At 55.7% G+C, this 20,192-nt stretch carries 21 protein-coding genes; 12 read left to right on the forward strand and 9 right to left on the reverse strand.

Annotated features, from left to right (window positions below):
• Positions 1-2: 2 nt before the first annotated feature.
• From lpxB to PGH32_RS19245, 8 genes are all read left to right on the forward strand, one after another.
• Entirely contained in the window at positions 3-1,148 is a 1,146-nt protein-coding gene (gene lpxB, locus PGH32_RS19210; RefSeq protein WP_337894858.1) for a lipid-A-disaccharide synthase, read from the forward strand.
• On the forward strand, positions 1,145-1,768 hold the full coding sequence (gene rnhB, locus PGH32_RS19215; RefSeq protein ID WP_337894859.1) for a ribonuclease HII: 624 nt from the start codon (positions 1,145-1,147) through the stop codon (positions 1,766-1,768). Before lpxB ends, rnhB begins: the two co-directional genes overlap by 4 nt.
• A 30-nt stretch (positions 1,769-1,798) precedes the next feature.
• Entirely contained in the window at positions 1,799-5,281 is a 3,483-nt protein-coding gene (dnaE, locus tag PGH32_RS19220) for a DNA polymerase III subunit alpha (protein ID WP_337894860.1), read from the forward strand.
• 12 nt (positions 5,282-5,293) lie between these two features.
• Positions 5,294-6,253, forward strand: a complete 960-nt coding sequence (gene accA / locus PGH32_RS19225; RefSeq protein WP_314420971.1) for an acetyl-CoA carboxylase carboxyl transferase subunit alpha — start codon at positions 5,294-5,296, stop codon at positions 6,251-6,253.
• Positions 6,254-6,358: 105 nt separating this feature from the next.
• Positions 6,359-8,512: a lysine decarboxylase LdcC gene (locus PGH32_RS19230; protein ID WP_337894861.1), complete on the forward strand. Its 2,154-nt coding sequence runs from the start codon at positions 6,359-6,361 to the stop codon at positions 8,510-8,512.
• 78 nt (positions 8,513-8,590) lie between these two features.
• Positions 8,591-8,986, forward strand: a complete 396-nt coding sequence (locus tag PGH32_RS19235; RefSeq protein WP_314420968.1) for a VOC family protein — start codon at positions 8,591-8,593, stop codon at positions 8,984-8,986.
• Between the two features lie 54 nt (positions 8,987-9,040).
• Entirely contained in the window at positions 9,041-10,342 is a 1,302-nt protein-coding gene (gene tilS, locus PGH32_RS19240; RefSeq protein WP_337894862.1) for a tRNA lysidine(34) synthetase TilS, read from the forward strand.
• Between the two features lie 14 nt (positions 10,343-10,356).
• A complete protein-coding gene (locus PGH32_RS19245) occupies positions 10,357-10,671 on the forward strand; it encodes a c-type cytochrome (protein WP_337894863.1) in 315 nt (104 codons plus the stop codon).
• Between the two features lie 48 nt (positions 10,672-10,719).
• On the opposite strand, the gene rof is transcribed toward PGH32_RS19245, so the two are convergent.
• Both rof and PGH32_RS19255 read right to left on the reverse strand, forming a co-directional pair.
• Positions 10,720-10,983 carry a Rho-binding antiterminator gene (gene rof / locus PGH32_RS19250; protein ID WP_314420964.1) on the reverse strand — a complete coding sequence of 88 codons (264 nt, stop codon included), beginning with the start codon at positions 10,981-10,983 and terminating at the stop codon, positions 10,720-10,722.
• The gene (locus PGH32_RS19255; protein ID WP_105595462.1) at positions 10,970-11,170 is read right to left on the reverse strand and encodes a YaeP family protein; all 201 of its coding nucleotides are present in this window, start codon (positions 11,168-11,170) and stop codon (positions 10,970-10,972) included. The genes rof and PGH32_RS19255 overlap by 14 nt, the downstream gene beginning before the upstream one ends.
• Before the next feature lie 131 nt (positions 11,171-11,301).
• Here PGH32_RS19255 and PGH32_RS19260 point away from each other — a divergent pair, with 131 nt between their 5' ends.
• From PGH32_RS19260 to PGH32_RS19270, 3 genes are read left to right on the forward strand one after another with little or no spacing between them, the layout of a single operon-like run.
• The gene (locus tag PGH32_RS19260; protein WP_314420959.1) at positions 11,302-11,856 is read left to right on the forward strand and encodes a YaeQ family protein; all 555 of its coding nucleotides are present in this window, start codon (positions 11,302-11,304) and stop codon (positions 11,854-11,856) included.
• A complete protein-coding gene (arfB, locus tag PGH32_RS19265; RefSeq protein WP_314420958.1) occupies positions 11,853-12,269 on the forward strand; it encodes an alternative ribosome rescue aminoacyl-tRNA hydrolase ArfB in 417 nt (138 codons plus the stop codon). Before PGH32_RS19260 ends, arfB begins: the two co-directional genes overlap by 4 nt.
• A gap of 38 nt (positions 12,270-12,307) precedes the next feature.
• Complete coding sequence (locus PGH32_RS19270) at positions 12,308-12,721, forward strand: copper resistance protein NlpE N-terminal domain-containing protein (protein ID WP_337894864.1); 414 nt, start codon at positions 12,308-12,310, stop codon at positions 12,719-12,721.
• 77 nt (positions 12,722-12,798) lie between these two features.
• Here the strand turns inward: PGH32_RS19270 and proS are convergent, their stop codons facing one another.
• From proS to metN, 7 genes are all read right to left on the reverse strand, one after another.
• Positions 12,799-14,517 (reverse strand): proline--tRNA ligase, encoded by a 1,719-nt coding sequence (proS, locus tag PGH32_RS19275; protein WP_337894865.1) that lies wholly within the window; start codon positions 14,515-14,517, stop codon positions 12,799-12,801.
• A gap of 91 nt (positions 14,518-14,608) precedes the next feature.
• Positions 14,609-15,316: a tRNA (N6-threonylcarbamoyladenosine(37)-N6)-methyltransferase TrmO gene (gene tsaA / locus PGH32_RS19280; RefSeq protein WP_337894866.1), complete on the reverse strand. Its 708-nt coding sequence runs from the start codon at positions 15,314-15,316 to the stop codon at positions 14,609-14,611.
• Positions 15,317-15,721 carry an Rcs stress response system protein RcsF gene (gene rcsF / locus PGH32_RS19285; RefSeq protein WP_314420949.1) on the reverse strand — a complete coding sequence of 135 codons (405 nt, stop codon included), beginning with the start codon at positions 15,719-15,721 and terminating at the stop codon, positions 15,317-15,319.
• A 210-nt stretch (positions 15,722-15,931) separates the two neighbouring features.
• Positions 15,932-16,333 (reverse strand): Rcs stress response system protein RcsF, encoded by a 402-nt coding sequence (gene rcsF, locus PGH32_RS19290; protein ID WP_314420948.1) that lies wholly within the window; start codon positions 16,331-16,333, stop codon positions 15,932-15,934.
• Positions 16,334-16,472: 139 nt separating this feature from the next.
• Entirely contained in the window at positions 16,473-17,288 is an 816-nt protein-coding gene (locus PGH32_RS19295) for a MetQ/NlpA family lipoprotein (protein WP_314420947.1), read from the reverse strand.
• Positions 17,289-17,323: 35 nt separating this feature from the next.
• Positions 17,324-17,977, reverse strand: a complete 654-nt coding sequence (locus PGH32_RS19300; protein WP_314420946.1) for a methionine ABC transporter permease MetI — start codon at positions 17,975-17,977, stop codon at positions 17,324-17,326.
• On the reverse strand, positions 17,970-19,001 hold the full coding sequence (gene metN, locus PGH32_RS19305; RefSeq protein ID WP_314420944.1) for a methionine ABC transporter ATP-binding protein MetN: 1,032 nt from the start codon (positions 18,999-19,001) through the stop codon (positions 17,970-17,972). Before metN ends, PGH32_RS19300 begins: the two co-directional genes overlap by 8 nt.
• Positions 19,002-19,190: 189 nt before the next feature.
• On the opposite strand from metN, the gene gmhB reads away from it, so the two are divergent.
• Positions 19,191-19,751 (forward strand): D-glycero-beta-D-manno-heptose 1,7-bisphosphate 7-phosphatase, encoded by a 561-nt coding sequence (gmhB, locus tag PGH32_RS19310; RefSeq protein ID WP_337894867.1) that lies wholly within the window; start codon positions 19,191-19,193, stop codon positions 19,749-19,751.
• The last annotated feature ends 441 nt before the right edge of the window (positions 19,752-20,192 follow it).

Here is a 20,192-nt window from a genome sequence, read left to right on the forward strand (position 1 = left end):
TCATGCCTAAGCATCCCTTAACGATTGCCCTTGTCGCCGGAGAAACCTCCGGCGATATTCTTGGTGCCGGTCTGATCCGCGCGCTAAAGGAAAAGCATCCTGACGCCCGTTTCGTTGGCGTAGCAGGCCCGCTGATGCAGGCCGAAGGCTGCGAAGCGTGGTACGAGATGGAAGAATTAGCCGTGATGGGTATCGTTGAGGTGCTCGGACGGCTGCGTCGCATCCTGCATATTCGTCGGGATTTAACCGCCCGGTTCACCGAGCTGAAGCCCGATGTCTTTGTCGGTATCGATGCGCCCGACTTCAATATCACGCTGGAAGAGCGGCTGAAGCAGCGGGGTATCCGCACAATTCATTACGTCAGTCCGTCCGTCTGGGCGTGGCGCCAGAAGCGGGTATTCAAAATAGGCCGGGCAACTGACCTGGTGCTGGCCTTCCTGCCGTTTGAAAAAGCCTTTTACGACCGCTTTAACGTTCCCTGCCGCTTTATTGGCCATACCATGGCCGACGCGATGCCCATAGAGCCGGATAAGCTGGCCGCACGGCAGGAACTGGGCATTGCGCCCGATGCGCTTTGCCTCGCTTTGCTGCCGGGCAGCCGCAATGCTGAAGTTGAAATGCTCAGCGCTGATTTCCTCAGAACCGCCATGCTGCTGCGTCAAAAATACCCGCAGCTGGAAGTGGTCGTTCCGCTGGTGAATCCCCGCCGCCGCGAACAGTTTGAAAAAATCAAAGCAGAGATTGCGCCGGATCTGACCATGCATCTGCTGGATGGCAAAGGCCGTACAGCGATGGTGGCCAGCGATGCCGCACTGCTGGCCTCCGGCACTGCCGCACTGGAGTGTATGCTGGCGAAATGTCCGATGGTGGTGGGCTATCGCATGAAGCCTTTCACCTTCTGGCTGGCGAAACGTCTGGTTAAAACCGACTATGTCTCATTGCCTAACCTGCTGGCGGGGCGTGAGCTGGTGAAAGAGCTGCTGCAGGATGAATGCGAACCGCAGAAGCTGGCCGCAGCGCTGGAGCCACTGTTGTTTAACGGCGAAGCCCGTCAACAGCTGCTGGCGACCTTTGCCGAACTGCATCATCAAATCCGCTGGAATGCGGATGAACAGGCTGCGGCCGCCGTACTGGAGCTGTGTCCATGACTGATTTTATTTATCCCAACGCGGCGCTGATTGCCGGGGTTGATGAAGTGGGCCGTGGCCCGCTGGTCGGTGCCGTGGTGACCGCTGCGGTGATCCTCGATCCAGCCAACCCGATCCAGGGGCTGGCCGATTCGAAAAAACTGTCTGAAAAGCGGCGGCTGGCGCTGTACGATGAAATCGTTGAGAAAGCGCTGAGCTGGAGCCTGGGGCGGGCAGAACCGCAAGAGATCGACCAGATTAATATTCTGCATGCCACCATGCTGGCGATGCAGCGTGCCGTAGCTGGTCTGCATATCATGCCGGACTTCGTACTGATTGATGGCAACCGCTGCCCGGCGCTGGCGATGCCCAGCCAGGCCGTGGTAAAAGGGGATAGCCTGGTGCGTGAAATCAGTGCGGCCTCCATCATTGCCAAGGTTACGCGTGACCGCGAGATGGCCGAGCTGGATCTGCAGTATCCCGAATACGGTTTTGCCCAGCATAAAGGCTACCCAACGGCGCTACACAGGGAGAAACTGATGCAGCACGGTGCGACACCGCATCATCGCCGCAGTTTTGCCCCGGTGCGTAATGCGCTGCTGGACGCCGAAATCGCCGCGACGCGCTCCCGCACGCTGTAATTTTCTTCCCCAGTTTTAACGGAATCCCAGATGGCCGAACCTCGTTTTATTCATTTACGCGTTCACAGCGACTACTCCATGATCGATGGACTGGCGAAGACGGGCCCGTTGGTGAAAAATGCGGCGAAGATGGGCATGCCGGCGATTGGCATCACAGATTTCACCAACCTGTGCGGGCTGGTCAAATTTTACGGCACCGCACACGGGCAGGGCATGAAGCCGATCATCGGCGCGGATTTCAACGTTGCCAGCCCGCTGATGGGCGATGAGCTCAGCCAGCTGACCGTCCTTGCCGCAGACAATGAAGGTTATCAAAACCTTACCCTGCTGATTTCCCGCGCCTACCAGCGCGGGTATGGCCCGGCAGGCCCAACCATCGACCGCGACTGGCTGGTTGAGCATCATCAGGGCATTATCCTGCTCTCCGGTGGGCGGCGCGGCGACGTCGGCCAAATGCTGCTGCGCGGTAACCCTACCGGCGTTGCCGAGTGCCTGAGCTTCTACCAGACTCATTTCCCCGATCGCTACTATCTGGAACTGATCCGTACCGGCCGGCCGGATGAAGAAAGCTACCTGCACGCGGCGGTCGATCTGGCGATTGCCGAAGGGATCCCGGTGGTGGCAACCAACGAGGTCTGCTTCCTGAAGGAAGATGACTTTGATGCCCATGAGATCCGCGTCGCGATCCACGATGGCTTCACGCTTGACGATCCCAAACGACCTAAAAACTACAGTCCGCAACAGTATATGCGTACCGAAGAGGAGATGTGCGAGCTGTTCTCGGACATCCCGGAAGCGCTGGAAAACAGCGTCGAAATTGCCCGCCGCTGTAACGTAACGATCCGCCTCGGCGAATACTTCCTACCGCAGTTCCCGACCGGTGAGATGACCACCGAAGATTTCCTGGTGATGAAATCGAAAGAGGGGCTGGAAGAGCGTCTGGAATTCCTGTTCCCCGACGAGCAGCTGCGCGCCGAGCGCCGCCCGGAATATGACGATCGTCTGGATATTGAACTTAACGTTATCAACCAGATGGGCTTCCCTGGCTACTTCCTGATCGTGATGGAGTTTATCCAGTGGTCGAAAGATAACGACGTGCCGGTGGGGCCGGGACGTGGTTCCGGTGCCGGATCGCTGGTCGCCTATGCGCTGAAAATTACCGACCTCGATCCGCTGGAGTTTGACCTGCTGTTCGAACGCTTCCTCAACCCTGAACGCGTATCAATGCCCGACTTCGACGTTGACTTCTGTATGGAGAAGCGCGACCTGGTCATCGATCACGTGGCCGAGATGTACGGGCGTGAAGCGGTATCGCAGATCATTACCTTCGGTACGATGGCGGCGAAGGCGGTTATCCGCGATGTGGGGCGCGTGCTTGGGCACCCTTACGGCTTTGTCGATCGTATTTCCAAGCTGGTGCCCCCCGACCCTGGCATGACGCTGGAAAAAGCCTTTGCTGCGGAACCGCAGCTGCCGGAAATTTATGAGGCGGATGAAGAGGTTAAAGCGCTGATTGATATGGCGCGTAAGCTGGAAGGCGTCACGCGTAACGCCGGTAAGCACGCCGGGGGCGTGGTGATCGCGCCCACCAAAATTACCGACTTCGCCCCGCTTTACTGCGATGAAAACGGCAACCACCCCGTCACTCAGTACGATAAGAATGACGTGGAGTACGCGGGCCTGGTCAAATTCGACTTCCTCGGCCTGCGCACGCTGACGATCATCGACTGGGCGCTGGGGATGATCAATGCCCGGCGTGAAAAAGAGGGGCTGGAGCCGATCGACATCGCCGCCATCCCGCTTGAAGACCAGAAAAGCTTCGACATGCTGCAGCGCTCGGAAACCACCGCGGTATTCCAGCTGGAATCACGCGGCATGAAGGATCTGATTAAGCGCCTGAAGCCCGACTGCTTCGAAGATATGATCGCGCTGGTTGCGCTGTTCCGTCCCGGGCCGCTGCAGTCCGGCATGGTGGATAACTTTATTGACCGTAAGCACGGGCGTGAAGCGATCTCCTACCCGGATATTCAGTGGCAGCACGAGTCGCTGAAGCCGGTGCTGGAACCCACCTACGGCATCATCCTCTACCAGGAACAGGTGATGCAGATAGCCCAGGTGCTGGCGGGATACAGCCTGGGCGGCGCGGACATGCTGCGTCGTGCAATGGGTAAAAAGAACCCGGTCGAAATGGCCAAGCAGCGCGGCGGCTTTGAAGACGGCGCGAAGGCACGCGGCGTTGACGGCGAACTGGCGATCAAAATCTTTGACCTGGTGGAGAAATTCGCCGGGTACGGCTTTAACAAATCACACTCCGCTGCCTATGCGCTGGTGTCCTATCAGACCCTGTGGCTGAAGGCGCACTATCCTGCCGAGTTTATGGCCGCGGTTATGACCGCCGATATGGACAACACCGAGAAGGTGGTTGGCCTGGTGGATGAGTGCTGGCGTATGGGCCTGAAGGTGCTGCCGCCGGATATTAACTCCGGGCTGTATCAGTTCCACGTCAATGACGATGGCGAAATCGTCTACGGCATCGGGGCGATTAAGGGCGTGGGCGAAGGCCCGATCGAAGCGATTATTGAGGCGCGTAACGAGGGCGGATACTTCCGCGAACTGTTCGACCTCTGCGCGCGGACCGACACCAAAAAGCTGAACAAGCGGGTGCTGGAAAAACTGATTATGTCCGGCGCGTTCGACCGTCTGGGGCCACACCGGGCGGCATTGATGAGCGCGCTGCCGGATGCGCTGAAGGCCGCCGATCAGCATGCGAAGGCGGAAGCGATTGGCCAGGCGGACATGTTTGGCGTGCTGGCGGAAGCCCCTGAGCAGGTTGAGAAGTCCTATTCTGACGTAACGCCGTGGCCTGAACAGATCCAGCTGGATGGCGAAAGAGAGACTTTAGGGCTTTACTTAACCGGTCACCCGATCAATCAGTATTTAAAAGAAATTGAGCGCTATGTCGGTGGACTGCGCCTGAAAGACATGCACCCGACCGAACGTGGCAAAATGACCACTGCGGCCGGTCTGGTGGTGGCGGCCCGCGTAATGGTAACAAAACGCGGTAACCGGATTGGTATCTGTACGCTTGACGACCGTTCGGGTCGTCTGGAAGTGATGTTATTTACAGATGCGTTAGATAAATTCCAGCATATGCTGGAAAAAGACCGTATCCTGATCGTCAGTGGACAGGTCAGCTTTGATGACTTCAACGGCGGGCTTAAAATGATGGCCCGAGATATGATGGACATCGACGAAGCACGCGAAAAATATGCGCGTGGACTTGCTATATCGCTGACGGACAGGCAAATTGATGACCAGCTTTTGAACCGTCTCCGTCAATCCCTGGAACCCCATCGTTCGGGGACAATTCCGGTACATCTCTACTATCAGAGAGAGGATGCGCGGGCGAAGTTGCGCTTTGGCGCGACCTGGCGCGTGTCGCCCAGCGATCGTTTGTTAAACGATCTGCGGTCGTTGATAGGATCGGAGCAGGTGGAACTGGAGTTTGACTAAAACAGGATTATTATGAGTCTTAATTACCTGGATTTTGAACAGCCAATCGCAGAACTTGAAGCGAAAATTGATTCGCTCAAATCGGTTGGCCGTCAGGATGAAAAACTGGATATTAATCTGGATGAAGAAGTTCAGCGTCTGCGCGATAAAAGCGTAGAACTGACGCGTAAAATCTTCTCCGATTTAGGTGCATGGCAGATCGCGCAGCTTGCGCGTCATCCGCTGCGTCCTTATACGCTGGATTATGTTCGTAACGTTTTCACTGATTTTGATGAGCTGGCGGGCGACCGTGCCTATGCCGATGACAAAGCCATCGTGGGTGGTATCGCTCGTCTGGAAGGCCGTCCTGTGATGATCATTGGTCATCAGAAAGGGCGCGAAACCAAAGAGAAAATCCGCCGTAACTTCGGCATGCCGGCACCGGAAGGTTACCGTAAAGCGCTGCGTCTGATGGAGATGGCCGAGCGTTTTAACATGCCAATCGTGACCTTTATCGATACTCCGGGTGCTTATCCTGGCGTGGGTGCTGAAGAGCGCGGTCAGTCTGAAGCCATCGCCCGTAACCTGCGTGAGATGTCCGGCCTGAAAGTGCCGGTGATCTGTACGGTGATTGGTGAGGGTGGCTCAGGCGGCGCGCTCGCTATCGGCGTGGGCGATAAAGTGAACATGCTGCAGTACAGCACCTACTCGGTGATCTCACCGGAAGGCTGTGCGTCGATTCTGTGGAAAAGCGCAGATAAAGCGCCGCTGGCTGCGGAAGCGATGGGGATTATTGCCCCGCGTCTGAAAGAGCTGAACCTGATCGACAGCGTGATCCCGGAGCCGCTGGGTGGCGCGCACCGTAATCCGCTGGCGATTGCCGCTTCTCTGAAAGCGCAGCTGCTGGCCGATCTGGGCGAACTCGATGCGCTGAGCAAAGAGGAACTGCTGGATCGTCGCTATCAGCGTCTGATGAATTACGGCTACGCCTGATAACATCGCGCAGTAAGCATCCTCAGGGGCCGGACAATGTCTGGCCCTTTTTATTTTCAATCCGCTATGCTTAATCCCCTGGAGTCGTGTGACCAGGAGGCCACCTTGAACATTATCGCGATCGTAGGACCGCACAACGTTTTTTATAAAGATGAACCGATCCGACAGCTGGATGCCGCACTGCAACGGCAGGGCTTCCAGACCATCTACCCGCACGACGCTGCGGACCTGCTGAAACTGATTGAGCATAACCCCCGCATCAGCGGCGTCATATTTGACTGGGACGAGCACAGCTTTGAACTGTGCAGTGAAATCAATCAGCTTAACGAATACCTGCCGCTGTACGCCTTTATCAATACTCACTCGACGATGGACGTCAGCATCAACGAGATGCGGATGGCAATCTGGTTCTTCGAGTATGCGCTTAACGCGGCAGAAGATATTGCCCTGCGGATACGGCAGTACACCGATGAGTATCTGGAAAACATTACGCCGCCGCTGACCCGCGCGCTGTTCACCTACGTTAAAGAAGGAAAGTACACCTTCTGCACCCCCGGACACATGGCCGGAACGGCTTTCCAGAAAAGCCCGGTAGGGTGCCTGTTTTACGATTTCTTTGGTGCTAACACCCTCAAGGCGGACATTTCCATCTCGGTGACCGAACTGGGATCGCTGCTCGACCATACCGGCCCGCATCTTGAGGCCGAAGAGTACATTGCCCGCACCTTTGGCGCCGAGCAGAGTTATATGGTCACCAACGGCACCTCGACCTCAAATAAAATCGTCGGGATGTATGCGGCACCTGCCGGAAGCACCGTGCTGGTCGATCGCAACTGTCATAAGTCACTGACCCATCTGCTGATGATGAGCGATGTTATCCCAATCTGGCTGAAGCCGACGCGCAACGCGCTGGGGATCCTCGGCGGTATTCCTAAGCGAGAGTTCACAACGGAGAGCATTGCGCAAAAAGTGGCCGGGACGCCGCGCGCCAGCTGGCCTGTCCATGCGGTGATTACTAACTCGACCTACGACGGGCTGCTGTACAACACACAGTATATTAAGGAGACGCTGGACGTTCCCTCCATCCACTTTGACTCTGCCTGGGTGCCGTATACCAATTTCCACCCTATCTACAGCGGGCTGAGCGGTATGAGCGGCGAGCGCACCGCGGGGAAAGTGATCTATGAAACGCAGTCGACCCACAAGCTGCTGGCCGCTTTCTCTCAGGCTTCGCTGATCCACATTAAGGGTGATTATGACGAACAGACCTTTAATGAGGTCTATATGATGCACACCACCACCTCGCCCAACTATTCGATCGTCGCTTCCATTGAAACGGCGGCGGCGATGCTGCGCGGTAATCCCGGAAAGCGGTTGATTAATCGTTCCGTTGAACGGGCTTTGCATTTCCGCCGTGAGATACAGCGCCTGCGCGAGGAGTCCGACGGCTGGTTCTTTGATATCTGGCAGCCGGAAGGTATCGATGAACCGGAATGCTGGCCGATCCAGCCGGGCGAGGAGGACTGGCACGGTTTTCGCGATGCGGATGCCGATCACATGTACCTCGATCCGATCAAGGTGACGATCCTTACGCCGGGAATGAGCGAGCTTGGCGAGATGGCGGAAGAGGGGATCCCGGCTGCGCTGGTGGCGAAATTCCTCGATCAGCGCGGCATCGTGGTGGAGAAAACCGGGCCTTACAATCTGCTGTTCCTGTTCAGTATTGGCATTGATAAAACCAAAGCGATGAGCGTGCTGCGCGGGTTGACGGAATTTAAACGGGCTTACGATCTTAACCTGCGGGTCAAAAATATGCTGCCGGATCTGTACGCGGAGGATCCTGACTTTTATCGCACGATGCGTATTCAGGATCTGGCGAAGGGGATCCACTCACTGATCTGCCAGCATGATTTACCGCGCCTGATGCTGCAGGCGTTTGCGGTCCTGCCGGAGATGAAGCTCACCCCGCACCAGATGTTCCAGCAGCAGGTAAAGGGCAATGTGGAAACCGTGGATATCAGCGAGCTGGTGGGGCGCATTTCGGCCAATATGATCCTGCCCTATCCGCCGGGCGTGCCGGTGGTGATGCCGGGTGAGATGATCACCGCTGAAAGCCGTGCGGTCCTCGATTTTCTACTGATGTTATGTTCGGTGGGGGAGCGTTATCCCGGCTTCGAAACCGATATACACGGTGCAACCCTCACCGAAGAAGGGCAGTATCTGGTGCGCGTGTTGAAAGATGACGGGGCTGCAGGGTGATTTACGGAATCTCACCCGTTGCGGTCTGGCCTGCCGCTGCGTAAGGTACGGTTAAACAGCATTGATTCAGGTGGAAGCATGTCCGGTTTACAGTTAAAGCAGGTGCATCATATTGCGATTATCGCGCGCGACTATCCGCTCAGCCGGGCGTTTTACTGCGATATTCTGGGCTTTACGCTTACCGCAGAGGTCTATCGCGAAGCGCGTGATTCCTGGAAGGGCGATCTGGCACTGAACGGCAGCTATGTGATTGAGCTGTTTTCATTCCCCAATCCTCCGTCGCGGCCTTCGCGCCCGGAAGCCTGTGGCCTGCGCCACCTGGCGTTCAGCGTGGAGGATATTGATGCCGCCACGCAGTACCTGACCGAACGCGGCGTGGCCTGTGAAGATATTCGCGTCGATCCGCTAACCGGCAAGCGTTTTACCTTCTTCAGCGATCCTGATGGTTTGCCCCTGGAGCTGTATCAGGCTTAAAATAGGATCCTCTAAACCCGGCGTACTGCGCCGGGTGTTTTCTTCAGGATTTCCATGTCAGATCTTGCTCATCTTGAACACGCCCTTAGCGCAGAGCAGCCCGTACTGCTGGCCTACAGCGGCGGACTGGACTCAACCGTGCTGCTTCATCAGCTGGTGCTGCTCCGCGAGCAGTGGCCGGCGCTGCGGCTGCGGGCGCTGCACGTCCATCATGGACTCAGCCCGCAGGCGGACGGTTGGGTCGCGCACTGCCGCCGCCTGTGTGCGGAGTGGCAGGTGCCGCTGGAGGTGGCGAAGGTGACGGTGAATGCGCGTCACGGCGGTATTGAGTCGGCGGCGAGAAACGCCCGCTATCAGGCTATCGCGCAGCACATCGACCCTTTAGAAACGCTGCTGACCGCACAGCACCGGGACGATCAGTGTGAAACCCTGCTGCTGGCGCTCAAGCGCGGCAGCGGCCCGGCGGGCCTGGCGGCCATGTCGCCGGTGCAGATGCGCGGCGATAATCGACACCTGCGCCCGCTGCTGGATTTTAGTCGTCAGCAGCTGGAGGCGTGGGCGGCACGCTATCGACTGAGCTGGATTGAAGACGAGAGCAACCAGGATCCGCGTTACGATCGTAACTTCCTGCGGTTAGCGGTGTTGCCGCTGCTGAATGACCGCTGGCCACATTTTTCCACCGCCGTCACGCGCAGCGCCGCGCTGTGCGGCGAGCAGGAGCAGCTGCTTGACGAGCTGCTGGCCGAGTCGCTGGATCTGCTGATCGCCGAAGACGGCAGTCTGGATTTTACGCCGCTGCTGACGATGAGCCCGGTGCGCCGCGCCGCGCTGCTGCGTCGCTGGATTGCGCGGCAAAACGGTGCGATGCCCTCGCGGGAAGGGCTGGAGCGGCTGTGGCAGGAGGTGGCTCTGAGCCGGGAGGACGCCACGCCGTGCCTGCGGCTGGGGACGTCTGAGGTTCGCCGTTTCCGCAATCGTCTGTGGTGGCTGACCCCATCCGAACCGCTGGCCAATATCCAGCTTGACTGGGCGTCGCCCTGGCTGCCGCTGCCGCTGCCGGGTGAACTGGGGCAGGTCATGGTGGATGGTGGCGGCGTATTGCTGCGTCAGCCTCAGGCATCCGAGAGGGTCAGCGTAAGATTTCAGGCGCGGGGCGCGTTTCATATCGTGGGCCGGGCGGGGAGCCGCCCGCTGAAAAAGCTCTGGCAGGAGGCCGCTATTCCGCCCTGGCAGCGTGAGCGCATTCCGCTGCTGTTTTATGGTGAACAACTGATTGCCGCGCTGGGGGTATTTGTGACCCGTGAAGGGGCATCATCTTCCGCGGAAACCGTCTGGCGGGTACGCTGGCAACAATGAATTCAGGGAGTGCTATGCTTAAAAAAAGCCTGACGGCAGCGATGTTTTTGTTCACCAGCCTGCCGGTACTTGCAGCGGGTGACAGCAGCGCCGGGCAGCAAAAATCCGCAGCCTGCATGGCCTGTCACGGTGCTGATGGCAAAGCCTCTGCACCGATTTATCCTAATCTGGCCGGTCAGAATGAGGCGTATCTTGGACTGGCACTTCACGCGTATAAAAGTGGTGCGCGCAGTGGCGGACAGGCGGAGGTCATGAAAGCGTTTGTTGCCGGGCTCAGTGACGAAGATATTGATGATTTAGCGGCGTACTACGCGGGTCTTAAACCCTGAAGGCCAGGGGCACAGTTTTGCGCCCCTGGAGAAGAGTTGAAACGTGGATTAATCAGATTCGCTCACGACGACGGTACCCAGTTCAGGATGGCTGAAGCTGGCGATATGGTCGAGACGCAGGTCGCTGGTTTCCCCGGCAGTTTCCACCGTCAGATATTCAACGTTTTTCCGCGACAGGATATCTTTCGCTTTGGCTTTTAACTGTTCGCCGCTTTTCAGCGTCAGCGCCAGCGTCCAGTGTTTTTGGCAGGCGAGTTCCAGGCTGTCGTAGTCATCACAGTTGATCGGTTTGTAGGCTTCATTCGTCAACATAGTCGCTCACCAATAAGTTAGCGGCAGCAAAGGCTGCCTGTTCCCTGATGGAAGAGTTTAGCTCAGGATTACCGGCTATTTCATCGAGTGCTTTCAATACGCAGGCCAGAGCATCCGGCACGTATCCCAGATCGCCACTGCCGATTTCGGCGTATTTACGGCGAACTAATTCACAATAGTTTTGCACCTGCACCTCCTCCAGAGTGTTTCTCTGATTAACATCGACTATAGCACAGGCTTTTAACGGAAATCAGCCGGGAACGGGTGAATTGCTGCGCCATCGGGTTACAATGAGCGGCAACTGAGATAAGGATCCTTATGGCACTGAAAGCAACGATTTACAAAGCCACGGTTAACGTCGCGGATATGGACCGCAATGTATTTATCGACAACGTGTTAACGCTGGCCCGTCACCCTTCTGAAACCGAAGAGCGCCTGATGCTGCGCCTGCTGGCGTGGATGATGCATGCTCATGAACGTTTAACCTTTACCCGTGGCTTAAGCGCCGAGGATGAGCCGGAAATCTGGCAGCTTAACGATCATAACGGCATCGACCTGTGGGTAGATCTGGGGCTGCCTGAAGAGCGGCGTATTAAAAAAGCCTGCAGTCGTTCGCAGCATGTCTGGCTGTATACCTATAACTGGCGCGCAGCGCAGCCGTGGTGGCAGCAGAACCAGAACAAAATGGCGCAGCAGGATAATCTGTCCATCCGTTACCTGAACGATGAACAGCTTAGCGCACTGACCCAGCTGGCTTCGCGTTCAATGCAGCTGCAGGCGACGATTCAGGACGGCACAATCTGGCTGTCTGATGACAGTCATCACCTTGAAATTCAGTTTGAGACGTGGTTGGATGCAGGTAAGAAGCCATGATTATTCTTTCACGTAATGTCACCATCCCCGATGCCGAAATCGACATTACTGCGATTCGTGCGCAGGGCGCGGGTGGGCAGCACGTGAATAAAAGCTCTACGGCCATTCATTTGCGTTTCGATATCCGGGCCTCCAGCCTGCCCGAGTTTTATCAGTCACGCATGCTGGCCGCCAGTCATCATTTGATTACGCCTGAAGGCATAGTGATTATCAAGGCGCAGGAATACCGCAGCCAGGACATGAACCGTGAGGCGGCATTAAGAAGACTGGAGAATTTAATTCTCGAACTGACGGTTGTTGAAAAGGTTCGCCGTAATACGCGCCCGACGCTGGCATCGAAAAAGCGCAGGCTGGAGAGCAAAGCGCGTAAATCGTCGACCAAATCGCTACGCGGTAAGGTGCGCAACGACTAACGGACCCCGGTTCTACTATTCAGGCAGCAGGAGATGCGATGAAAACGGTTTTACTCACTTTGGGTGCCGCACTGGTACTGGCCACGCTGATTGGCTGTAATAACCATCAGTCCCCGCAGCAGTATGCGGCGCTGGAACCTATGCGTCAGAGTTACAGTGGCCTGATGCCCTGCGGGCAAAACTGCCGCGACAGTGAATCTTCGCTTTTCCTGGCTGCCGACGGCAGCTATGTGCTGGAGCAGCGGGAAGCCGGTGCTAAAGGAATGCGCTTTGCGCAGTATGGAAAATGGGCGCGAACGGCAGACACGCTGACCCTGGTGGCAATGAACGGCGAGAAGAAGCTCTTCCGCCCGACGGAAGAGGGGCTTGAGGTGTTATCTGTCCAGGGATTGCCGGTGACTCATCAGCAGCACTATCACCTGACCGCCCGTTCGCCGCAGCCAGCCGGCTGAGCGCAGTGAACGGATCCCCCGCTTAAAAAAAAACGGCCACCGCATTAGCGATGGCCGTTTGTCAGAGTCACTGTGGGTTACTGAGCCAGTTCGGCAACCAGGAAGTCGACGATTTCGCTGGTTTTGATCATACGCTTCTCGCCTTCACGACGGGATTTGTACTCAATCTCTTCGCTGTCGAGGTTACGATCGCCGATGACGATAGTATGCGGCACGCCAATCAGTTCCATATCGGCGAACATCACGCCCGGGCGCTCTTTACGATCGTCAAGAATGACATCAATACCTTTGGCACGCAGCGTGCTGTACAGCTCTTCCGCCAGCTCTTTTACGCGGAACGATTTCTGCATGTTCATTGGCAGGATCGCCACCTGGAACGGTGCCAGTGCGGCTGGCCAGATGATGCCGCGTTCGTCGTGGTTCTGCTCAATCGCAGCCGCCACAACGCGGGTGATACCGATACCGTAGCAGCCCATGGTCATAATCTGGTTACGGCCATCTTCACCCTGCACGGAGGCTTTCATCGCTTCCGAATACTTGGTGCCGAGTTGGAAGATATGACCGACTTCGATGCCGCGTTTGATCTGCAGCGTCCCTTTCCCGTCCGGGCTGGCATCGCCTTCCACCACGTTGCGGATATCCGCAACGCGCGGCAGCGGCAGATCGCGTTCCCAGTTGATACCTGAGAAGTGTTTGTGATCGATGTTCGCACCGGCGCTGAAATCGCTCATGGCGGCAACGGTACGGTCGGCGACGACAGGCATTGGCAGGCCAACCGGACCCAGTGAGCCCGGACCGGCGTTAACCAGCGCACGGATATCTTCTTCGGTCGCGAAGGTCAGCGGCGTGGCAACAATGTCAATTTTCTCCGCTTTGACTTCGTTCAGCTCATGGTCGCCACGGACCAGCAGGGCAACCAGCGTGTGGCCGCTCTCTTCGGTCGCTTTCACCATCAGCGTTTTCACTGTTTTCTCAACCGGCAGGTTAAACTGCTCAACCAGCTCGGTAATGGTTTTCGCATTTGGCGTATCGAACTGCGCCATAGCCTGAGTAGGCGCTGCACGGCCACCGGCGGGTGCGACCGCTTCCGCTTTTTCCATATTGGCCGCGTAATCCGACTCGGTGGAGAATACCACGTCGTCTTCACCGCTCTGGGCCAGCACCTGGAACTCATGTGAAGCGCTGCCGCCAATCGAGCCGGTATCGGCATCCACCGCGCGGAAGTTCAGCCCCATGCGGGTGAAGCTTTGGCTGTAGGCACGATACATCGCGTCGTAGGTTTCCTGCAGCGATTCCTGCGTGGTGTGGAAGGAGTAAGCGTCTTTCATGATGAATTCGCGTGAACGCATCACGCCAAAGCGTGGGCGGACTTCATCGCGGAATTTTGTCTGGATCTGGAACAGGTTCAGCGGCAGCTGCTTGTAGGAGCTGAGCTCGTTGCGGATCAGATCGGTGACCACTTCTTCATGCGTTGGGCCCAGGACAAAAGGACGATCGCCGCGATCGACAAAGCGCAACAGTTCCGGACCGTACTGCTCCCAGCGTCCGCTCTCCTGCCAGAGGTCAGCGGGCTGGACTACCGGCATTGAGATCTCAATAGCACCGGCGTTATTCATCTCTTCGCGCACGATGTTTTCAACTTTTTTCAGCACGCGCAGACCGGTCGGTAACCAGGTATAGAGGCCGGATGCCAGTTTGCGGATCATCCCGGCGCGCAGCATCAGCTGGTGGCTGATAACTTCAGCGTCGGCAGGTGTCTCCTTCAGAGTGGAGAGCAGGTATTGAGTAGTACGCATGAGTTACGATTCCATATGAACGGAAGAGAGTCAAAAAACGTGGCGGCTAGTGTACCAGCGTGGCGGGTGAGTCAAAAGATGCCGGATCAAATTAACGTGGGTCGATAGCGATAACTTCGGTACCCGCAAGCGTGACGCGCCAGCGAACGTTAAAGTCCAGCAGCCAGGCGGCATATTCCCGGTCCGGCTCTTCACCTTTACGGTAGGCTGGGCGGGGATCCTGCGCTAATACCTGAGCGATAAAACGCTCGAGATGCGGATAACGCCTCAGGTGCAGATTCAGTTGCTCCAGGGCAGCCGGCGTAAAGAAAACGGGCATATCGGCCGCAGGTGCCTGCTGGGCGAAACCCGCACGGGCATCCGGAAGGGCTTCGGCGAACGGCAGGTAGGGTTTGATATCGACTACTGGCGTGCCATCAACCAGATCGAGACTGCCGAGTTCAAGAATCACCCGCTGCTGTTCGCAGCGGATACCTTTCAGCTCAACCAGAGACATGCCCACGGGATTCGGCCGAAAGGTGGAGCGGGTGGCAAACACCCCCATACGCGCATTGCCGCCAAGGCGAGGCGGACGGACGGTTGGACGCCAGCCCCCTTCCATCGTTTGATGGAAAACGAATAACAGCCAGAGATGACTGAAGTCTTCCAGACCTCTTACCGCTTCAGGGTGATTATAAGGGGGGATCAAATGCAGTTCGCCACCGCCGTCTTCAATCAGGCCGGGCTGTCTGGGGACGGCAAATTTCTCCTTCCAGGGGGAATGAATAGTACCAATTTGCTGGAAGGAGAATGACGACATTTACTCTGCGACTCTTATGGCTGAACCCTGACATGTGGCTTCGCGGTAGCAACCGGGTAAGCCACTCAATACTTCGCAACTTTGCATCAGCAGGGCGTTACCTGACAGTGCGGCAGTGCGTTTTTGCATTTGCTGGCGGACGTTGACCAGATTAGGCGGGAAATCATTCGCTGCAACCTGGCAATCATTACCTGAAACGCCACCCAGCGCAAGAAACGCTTTGCCGTTCAGCGCTTCAACGCTGTTATAAATAGCGATGCCGGGACGGGAGGGCGTGGTGAGCATTTTTTTTGCGGGCGCCGCATGCTGAGAAGGGGATGCGGACTGGGCCGATCGGGTTTTATGAGACTGTGAGGTACAACCCGCTAACGCCATCGCCAGCAAACAAAATGTAATAAGACGCATGAAAGATCCTTTTTTCTGTTAATTGTGGGGGCTGAATATAACAACCCCATAATTAACCCGCAATCTTACTAAGTTATTAAATTATAATGATTTTATTCTTTTTCTTTAGCGATATTTAACGGCCTGATTCCCACTTATTGCCACAGGTAGCGAGATAAAATATCGCAATGAATTGTTAGAAACGCTGACTGCGTCGACGCATCGCAATGGTTAATTGGACACTTTCAGTGCAGAACCCTGGCAAATCGCCTGGCGGTAGCAGCCCTGTGCCGAACTCACAATTTCACATTTGTGCAGCAGGACCGCATTGGCCTTCATGCCCGATGCGCGGATCTGCATGCGCTTACGTGCCGTCGCAATATTCGGTGGGGAGTCCTGCGTACTGCTTTGACAGTCGTCACCAAAAACTTCGCCCAGGTCGCGGAAAGGCTTGCTGACCAGCTCTGCAGCGTCGGTATACAGTTTTACCGGGGCAGGGTGAGCGGCGGGTTTGGCGCGCGCTGGCTCTGCCTGCGTTGATTTTTCGATCGGCGTAACAGGCTGATAAGGTTTCTGCAGCAGCGAACAGCCTGTCAGCGACAGGGCGAGCAAACAGAGAGGCAAAACACGCATGGGAAATCCTCATGTTCGGTAAAAGTGGCGTTATTGAAGCAAGCCGTAGCATAAATAACAAGAGGAGAGCGGGATATGCAGAGCAGGAGTGATGTATTCGTAAAACATGCAGACCGCTGGCGCGGCCTGCATGAATGTCTTACCAGCCTTTAACTGCACCGCCGTTGAAGGCTTTGTTTGCCGCTTCGTTAACTTCGTCAGACTGATAGGCCTGCACGAATTTCTTCACGTTCTCTGCGTCTTTATTATCTTCGCGAGCAACGATCAGGTTAACGTAAGGGGAGTTTTTATCTTCTACGAAGATACCGTCTTTCGCCGGGGTCAGGCCAATCTGGCTGGCGTAAGTGGTGTTGATCACCGCCAGCGCGATCTGCTGATCGTCCAGAGAACGCGGAAGCTGTGGCGCTTCCAGCTCAACCAGCTTGATGTTTTTCGGATTCTCAACCACATCCAGTGAGGTTGGCAGCAGGCCAACGCCATCTTTCAGTTTAATCAGGCCCACTTTCTGCAGCAGCAGCAGCGAACGGCCAAGGTTGGTTGGATCGTTCGGGATAGCAACCTGTGCGCCTTCCTGCAGCTCATCCAGCGATTTGATTTTCTTCGAGTAGCCGGCAATTGGATACACGAAAGAGTTACCAACGGAAACCAGCTTGTAGCCGCGATCTTTGATCTGCTGATCGAGGTATGGCTTATGCTGGAACGCATTGACGTCAATGTCGCCTTTGCTCAGCGCTTCGTTAGGCAGTACGTAATCGTTAAACGTGACCAGCTCAACGTCCAGGCCATACTTCTCTTTAGCCACTTTCTGTGCGACTTCAGCCACCTGCTGCTCGGCACCCACAATCACACCGACCTTAATGTGGTTTGGATCTTTCTCTTTCTGATCGCAGCCAACCAGAGCCAGAGTACCGATAAGTGCGCCTACGGCAGCGAACGTTTTAAAATTAAAAGACATGTCCCTTCCTTAAATAACGAATATTACTGTTGTGTTTACTTATGAGTGACCGCGCGAACAATGCGATCGCCGCCAAACTGAATCAAATACACCAGAACAACCAGCAGGACTAAAACGGTATTCATCACGGTGGCGTTATAGCCAATATAGCCATACTGATAGCCAATCTGCCCCAGACCGCCTGCGCCCACAGCACCGCCCATCGCAGAGTAGCCCACCAGGGTAATCAGAGTAATAGTAGCTGCATTCACCAGACCCGGCAGCGCTTCCGGTAGCAGAACCTTGCAGATGATCTGCAGCGGAGTCGCGCCCATCGCACGCGAGGCTTCAATCAGGCCGGTTGGCAGTTCCAGCAGGGTATTTTCAACCATACGGGCAATAAACGGTGCGGCACCAATAGTGAGGGGCACGATCGCCGCCTGCAGGCCGATAGAGGTGCCAACAATCATACGGGTGAACGGGATCATCCACACCAGCAGTATAATGAACGGAATCGAACGGAAGATGTTGACCACCGCTGACAGCACGCGATAAAGCTTAGCGTTCGCCACAATCTGCCCGGGGCGGGTTACGTACAGCAGCACGCCGACCGGCAGACCGATAACAAAACCAAAAAAGCCGGAGACAAAGGTCATCATCAGGGTTTCCCAGATGCCGCGGCCCATTAACCACATCATTGCCTCAGACATAACCTAACACCTCTACCTTTACGTGATTTTGCTGAAGAAACGCGATAGCGGCTTGAGTATCTTCGGCGCTACCGTGGATTTCCGCCAGCATAATGCCGAACTTGACGCCGCCCGCGTAATCCATCTGCGCGCTGATAATGTTGTTGTTCACATTAAAACGACGTGCGGATTCAGACAGGAGGGGTGCATCGACCGACTGGCCGGTAAATTCCAGCCGCAGCAGCGGTACCGTGTTCTCACTGGCCTGCGGTGACAGGCGCTGAAGATAGTCTTCAGGAATATCCAGGTGCAGAGTGGACTGAATAAACTGCTGCGCCAGGGGCGTTTTCGGGTGGGAGAAGACCTCACTCACCGTATCCTGTTCGATCAGCTTCCCATCGCTGATAACCGCCACGCAGTCACAGATGCGTTTAACCACATCCATTTCATGGGTGATCAGCAGAATGGTAATGCCCAGGCGGCGGTTAATATCCTTCAGTAATTCGAGAATCGAACGTGTGGTTGCCGGATCGAGCGCGCTGGTGGCTTCATCACACAGCAGCACTTTGGGATTGCTGGCCAGTGCGCGAGCAATCGCGACGCGCTGCTTCTGGCCGCCGGAAAGGTTGGCAGGCCATGAATCATGCTTATCGGCCAGACCGACCAGCTCCAGTAGCTCAGTCACGCGTTTCTTTATTTCGGTCTTCGACAGGCTGCCCAGCTCCAGCGGCAGCGCGACGTTACCTGCAACCGTGCGCGAGTTCAGCAGATTAAAGTGCTGGAAGATCATGCCAATCTGGCGGCGTGCAAGCGTCAGCTGCCCTGAGGAAAGCGTAGTGAGATCCTGATTATCGACCAGCACTTTACCGGAGGTCGGGCGCTCCAGCAGATTTACACAGCGAATAAGGGTACTTTTACCGGCACCGGAAGCACCGATAACCCCGTAAATTTGTCCGGCAGGCACGTGCAGGCTGACATCGGACAGCGCTGTAATCGTGCGTGAACCCTGCTGGAACACTTTGGTGATATTTGAAAGTTTTATCATTGCTTTATTTATTATCGTGATGGGGTTGTCCGTGGCGTTCATTCTTATGGATCCGGCGGTGAAGCCGAACGCAAGTGGATGTTAAGGCATCCAGACGTCTAAATCAATCTAAGTCATTCAAACTGGCATTCTCTCTTCTATAGCAATCGTGAGATACTCTATGGCAAATTTTTTAGCAGGAGTGACTACGTGGCTAACAATGTCCCGGCAATTTTTCTCGATCGTGATGGCACCATTAATGTCGATCACGGTTATGTATCAGAAAGCGACAACTTTGAGTTTATCGATGGCGTTATTGAAGCCATGGCAGAACTGAAGAAGATGGGCTTTGCGCTGGTGCTGGTGACGAACCAGTCCGGCATCGCACGCGGGATGTTTACCGAAGAGCAGTTTATGCACCTGACCGAATGGATGGACTGGTCGCTGGCCGACCGCGATGTCGATCTCGATGGCATCTATTTCTGCCCGCACCATCCGGAAGCAGTAGTAGAAGAGCTGCGTCAAAACTGTGACTGCCGTAAACCGCAGCCGGGAATGCTGCTGTCCGCACAGCAGGAACTGCACATCGATATGGCCGCTTCTTATATGGTTGGCGACAAGATTGAAGACATGATGGCAGGCGCAGCGGCCGGAGTGGGTAAAAAAGTACTGGTACGTACCGGTAAGCCGGTTACCGCCGAGGGTGAAAAAGCGGCGGATTGGGTGTTAAATAGCCTTGCCGAGCTGCCTGCGCGTATCAAGCAGGGCTAAAAAGCAGCGTTTCGCACGAAGTTTCAGCAAGCAGATAAAAACTTAAGATTTCTGCTTGCGTTCCCGCTCCGCCTCCCTATAATGCGCAACCACTGAGACGGCACAACGACTGACAGGTCAGCCACTCAGAGGTTCAGGAAGTCTCTGAATCGCCGGAAAAAACTTCTCAAAAAGAAGTTGACTCCGAAGGAGAAGAGCGTAATATACGCCTCCTCGCAGCAGGAAGCCTCGGCACTGACTGCACTGCTCTTTAACAATTTATCAGACAATCTGTGTGGGCACTCGCAGGATTGATATCAAAAGTCTCCGGACTTTAAAAAATATCAAGTCTCACGAGTGAACACATAATGAAATTCATTATGACGTTTTACAGATGAGCATCGCTGAACTTGTTTCAGCAAATCAAGCTTTTAATTGAAGAGTTTGATCATGGCTCAGATT

It is taken from the genome of Erwinia sp. SLM-02 (genome assembly GCF_037450285.1).
Lineage (GTDB): Bacteria > Pseudomonadota > Gammaproteobacteria > Enterobacterales > Enterobacteriaceae > Erwinia.

Bases quoted from the DNA above. Each gene is read 5' to 3' on its own strand.
- lpxB (WP_337894858.1), top strand. From the start codon at position 3: ATGCCTAAGCATCCCTTAACGATTGCCCTTGTCGCCGGAGAAACCTCC.
- rnhB (WP_337894859.1), top strand. From the start codon at position 1,145: ATGACTGATTTTATTTATCCCAACGCGGCGCTGATTGCCGGGGTTGAT.
- dnaE (WP_337894860.1), top strand. From the start codon at position 1,799: ATGGCCGAACCTCGTTTTATTCATTTACGCGTTCACAGCGACTACTCC.
- accA (WP_314420971.1), top strand. From the start codon at position 5,294: ATGAGTCTTAATTACCTGGATTTTGAACAGCCAATCGCAGAACTTGAA.
- PGH32_RS19235 (WP_314420968.1), top strand. From the start codon at position 8,591: ATGTCCGGTTTACAGTTAAAGCAGGTGCATCATATTGCGATTATCGCG.
- tilS (WP_337894862.1), top strand. From the start codon at position 9,041: ATGTCAGATCTTGCTCATCTTGAACACGCCCTTAGCGCAGAGCAGCCC.
- PGH32_RS19245 (WP_337894863.1), top strand. From the start codon at position 10,357: ATGCTTAAAAAAAGCCTGACGGCAGCGATGTTTTTGTTCACCAGCCTG.
- rof (WP_314420964.1), bottom strand. From the start codon at position 10,983: ATGTTGACGAATGAAGCCTACAAACCGATCAACTGTGATGACTACGAC.
- PGH32_RS19260 (WP_314420959.1), top strand. From the start codon at position 11,302: ATGGCACTGAAAGCAACGATTTACAAAGCCACGGTTAACGTCGCGGAT.
- arfB (WP_314420958.1), top strand. From the start codon at position 11,853: ATGATTATTCTTTCACGTAATGTCACCATCCCCGATGCCGAAATCGAC.
- PGH32_RS19270 (WP_337894864.1), top strand. From the start codon at position 12,308: ATGAAAACGGTTTTACTCACTTTGGGTGCCGCACTGGTACTGGCCACG.
- proS (WP_337894865.1), bottom strand. From the start codon at position 14,517: ATGCGTACTACTCAATACCTGCTCTCCACTCTGAAGGAGACACCTGCC.
- tsaA (WP_337894866.1), bottom strand. From the start codon at position 15,316: ATGTCGTCATTCTCCTTCCAGCAAATTGGTACTATTCATTCCCCCTGG.
- rcsF (WP_314420949.1), bottom strand. From the start codon at position 15,721: ATGCGTCTTATTACATTTTGTTTGCTGGCGATGGCGTTAGCGGGTTGT.
- rcsF (WP_314420948.1), bottom strand. From the start codon at position 16,333: ATGCGTGTTTTGCCTCTCTGTTTGCTCGCCCTGTCGCTGACAGGCTGT.
- PGH32_RS19295 (WP_314420947.1), bottom strand. From the start codon at position 17,288: ATGTCTTTTAATTTTAAAACGTTCGCTGCCGTAGGCGCACTTATCGGT.
- PGH32_RS19300 (WP_314420946.1), bottom strand. From the start codon at position 17,977: ATGTCTGAGGCAATGATGTGGTTAATGGGCCGCGGCATCTGGGAAACC.
- metN (WP_314420944.1), bottom strand. From the start codon at position 19,001: ATGATAAAACTTTCAAATATCACCAAAGTGTTCCAGCAGGGTTCACGC.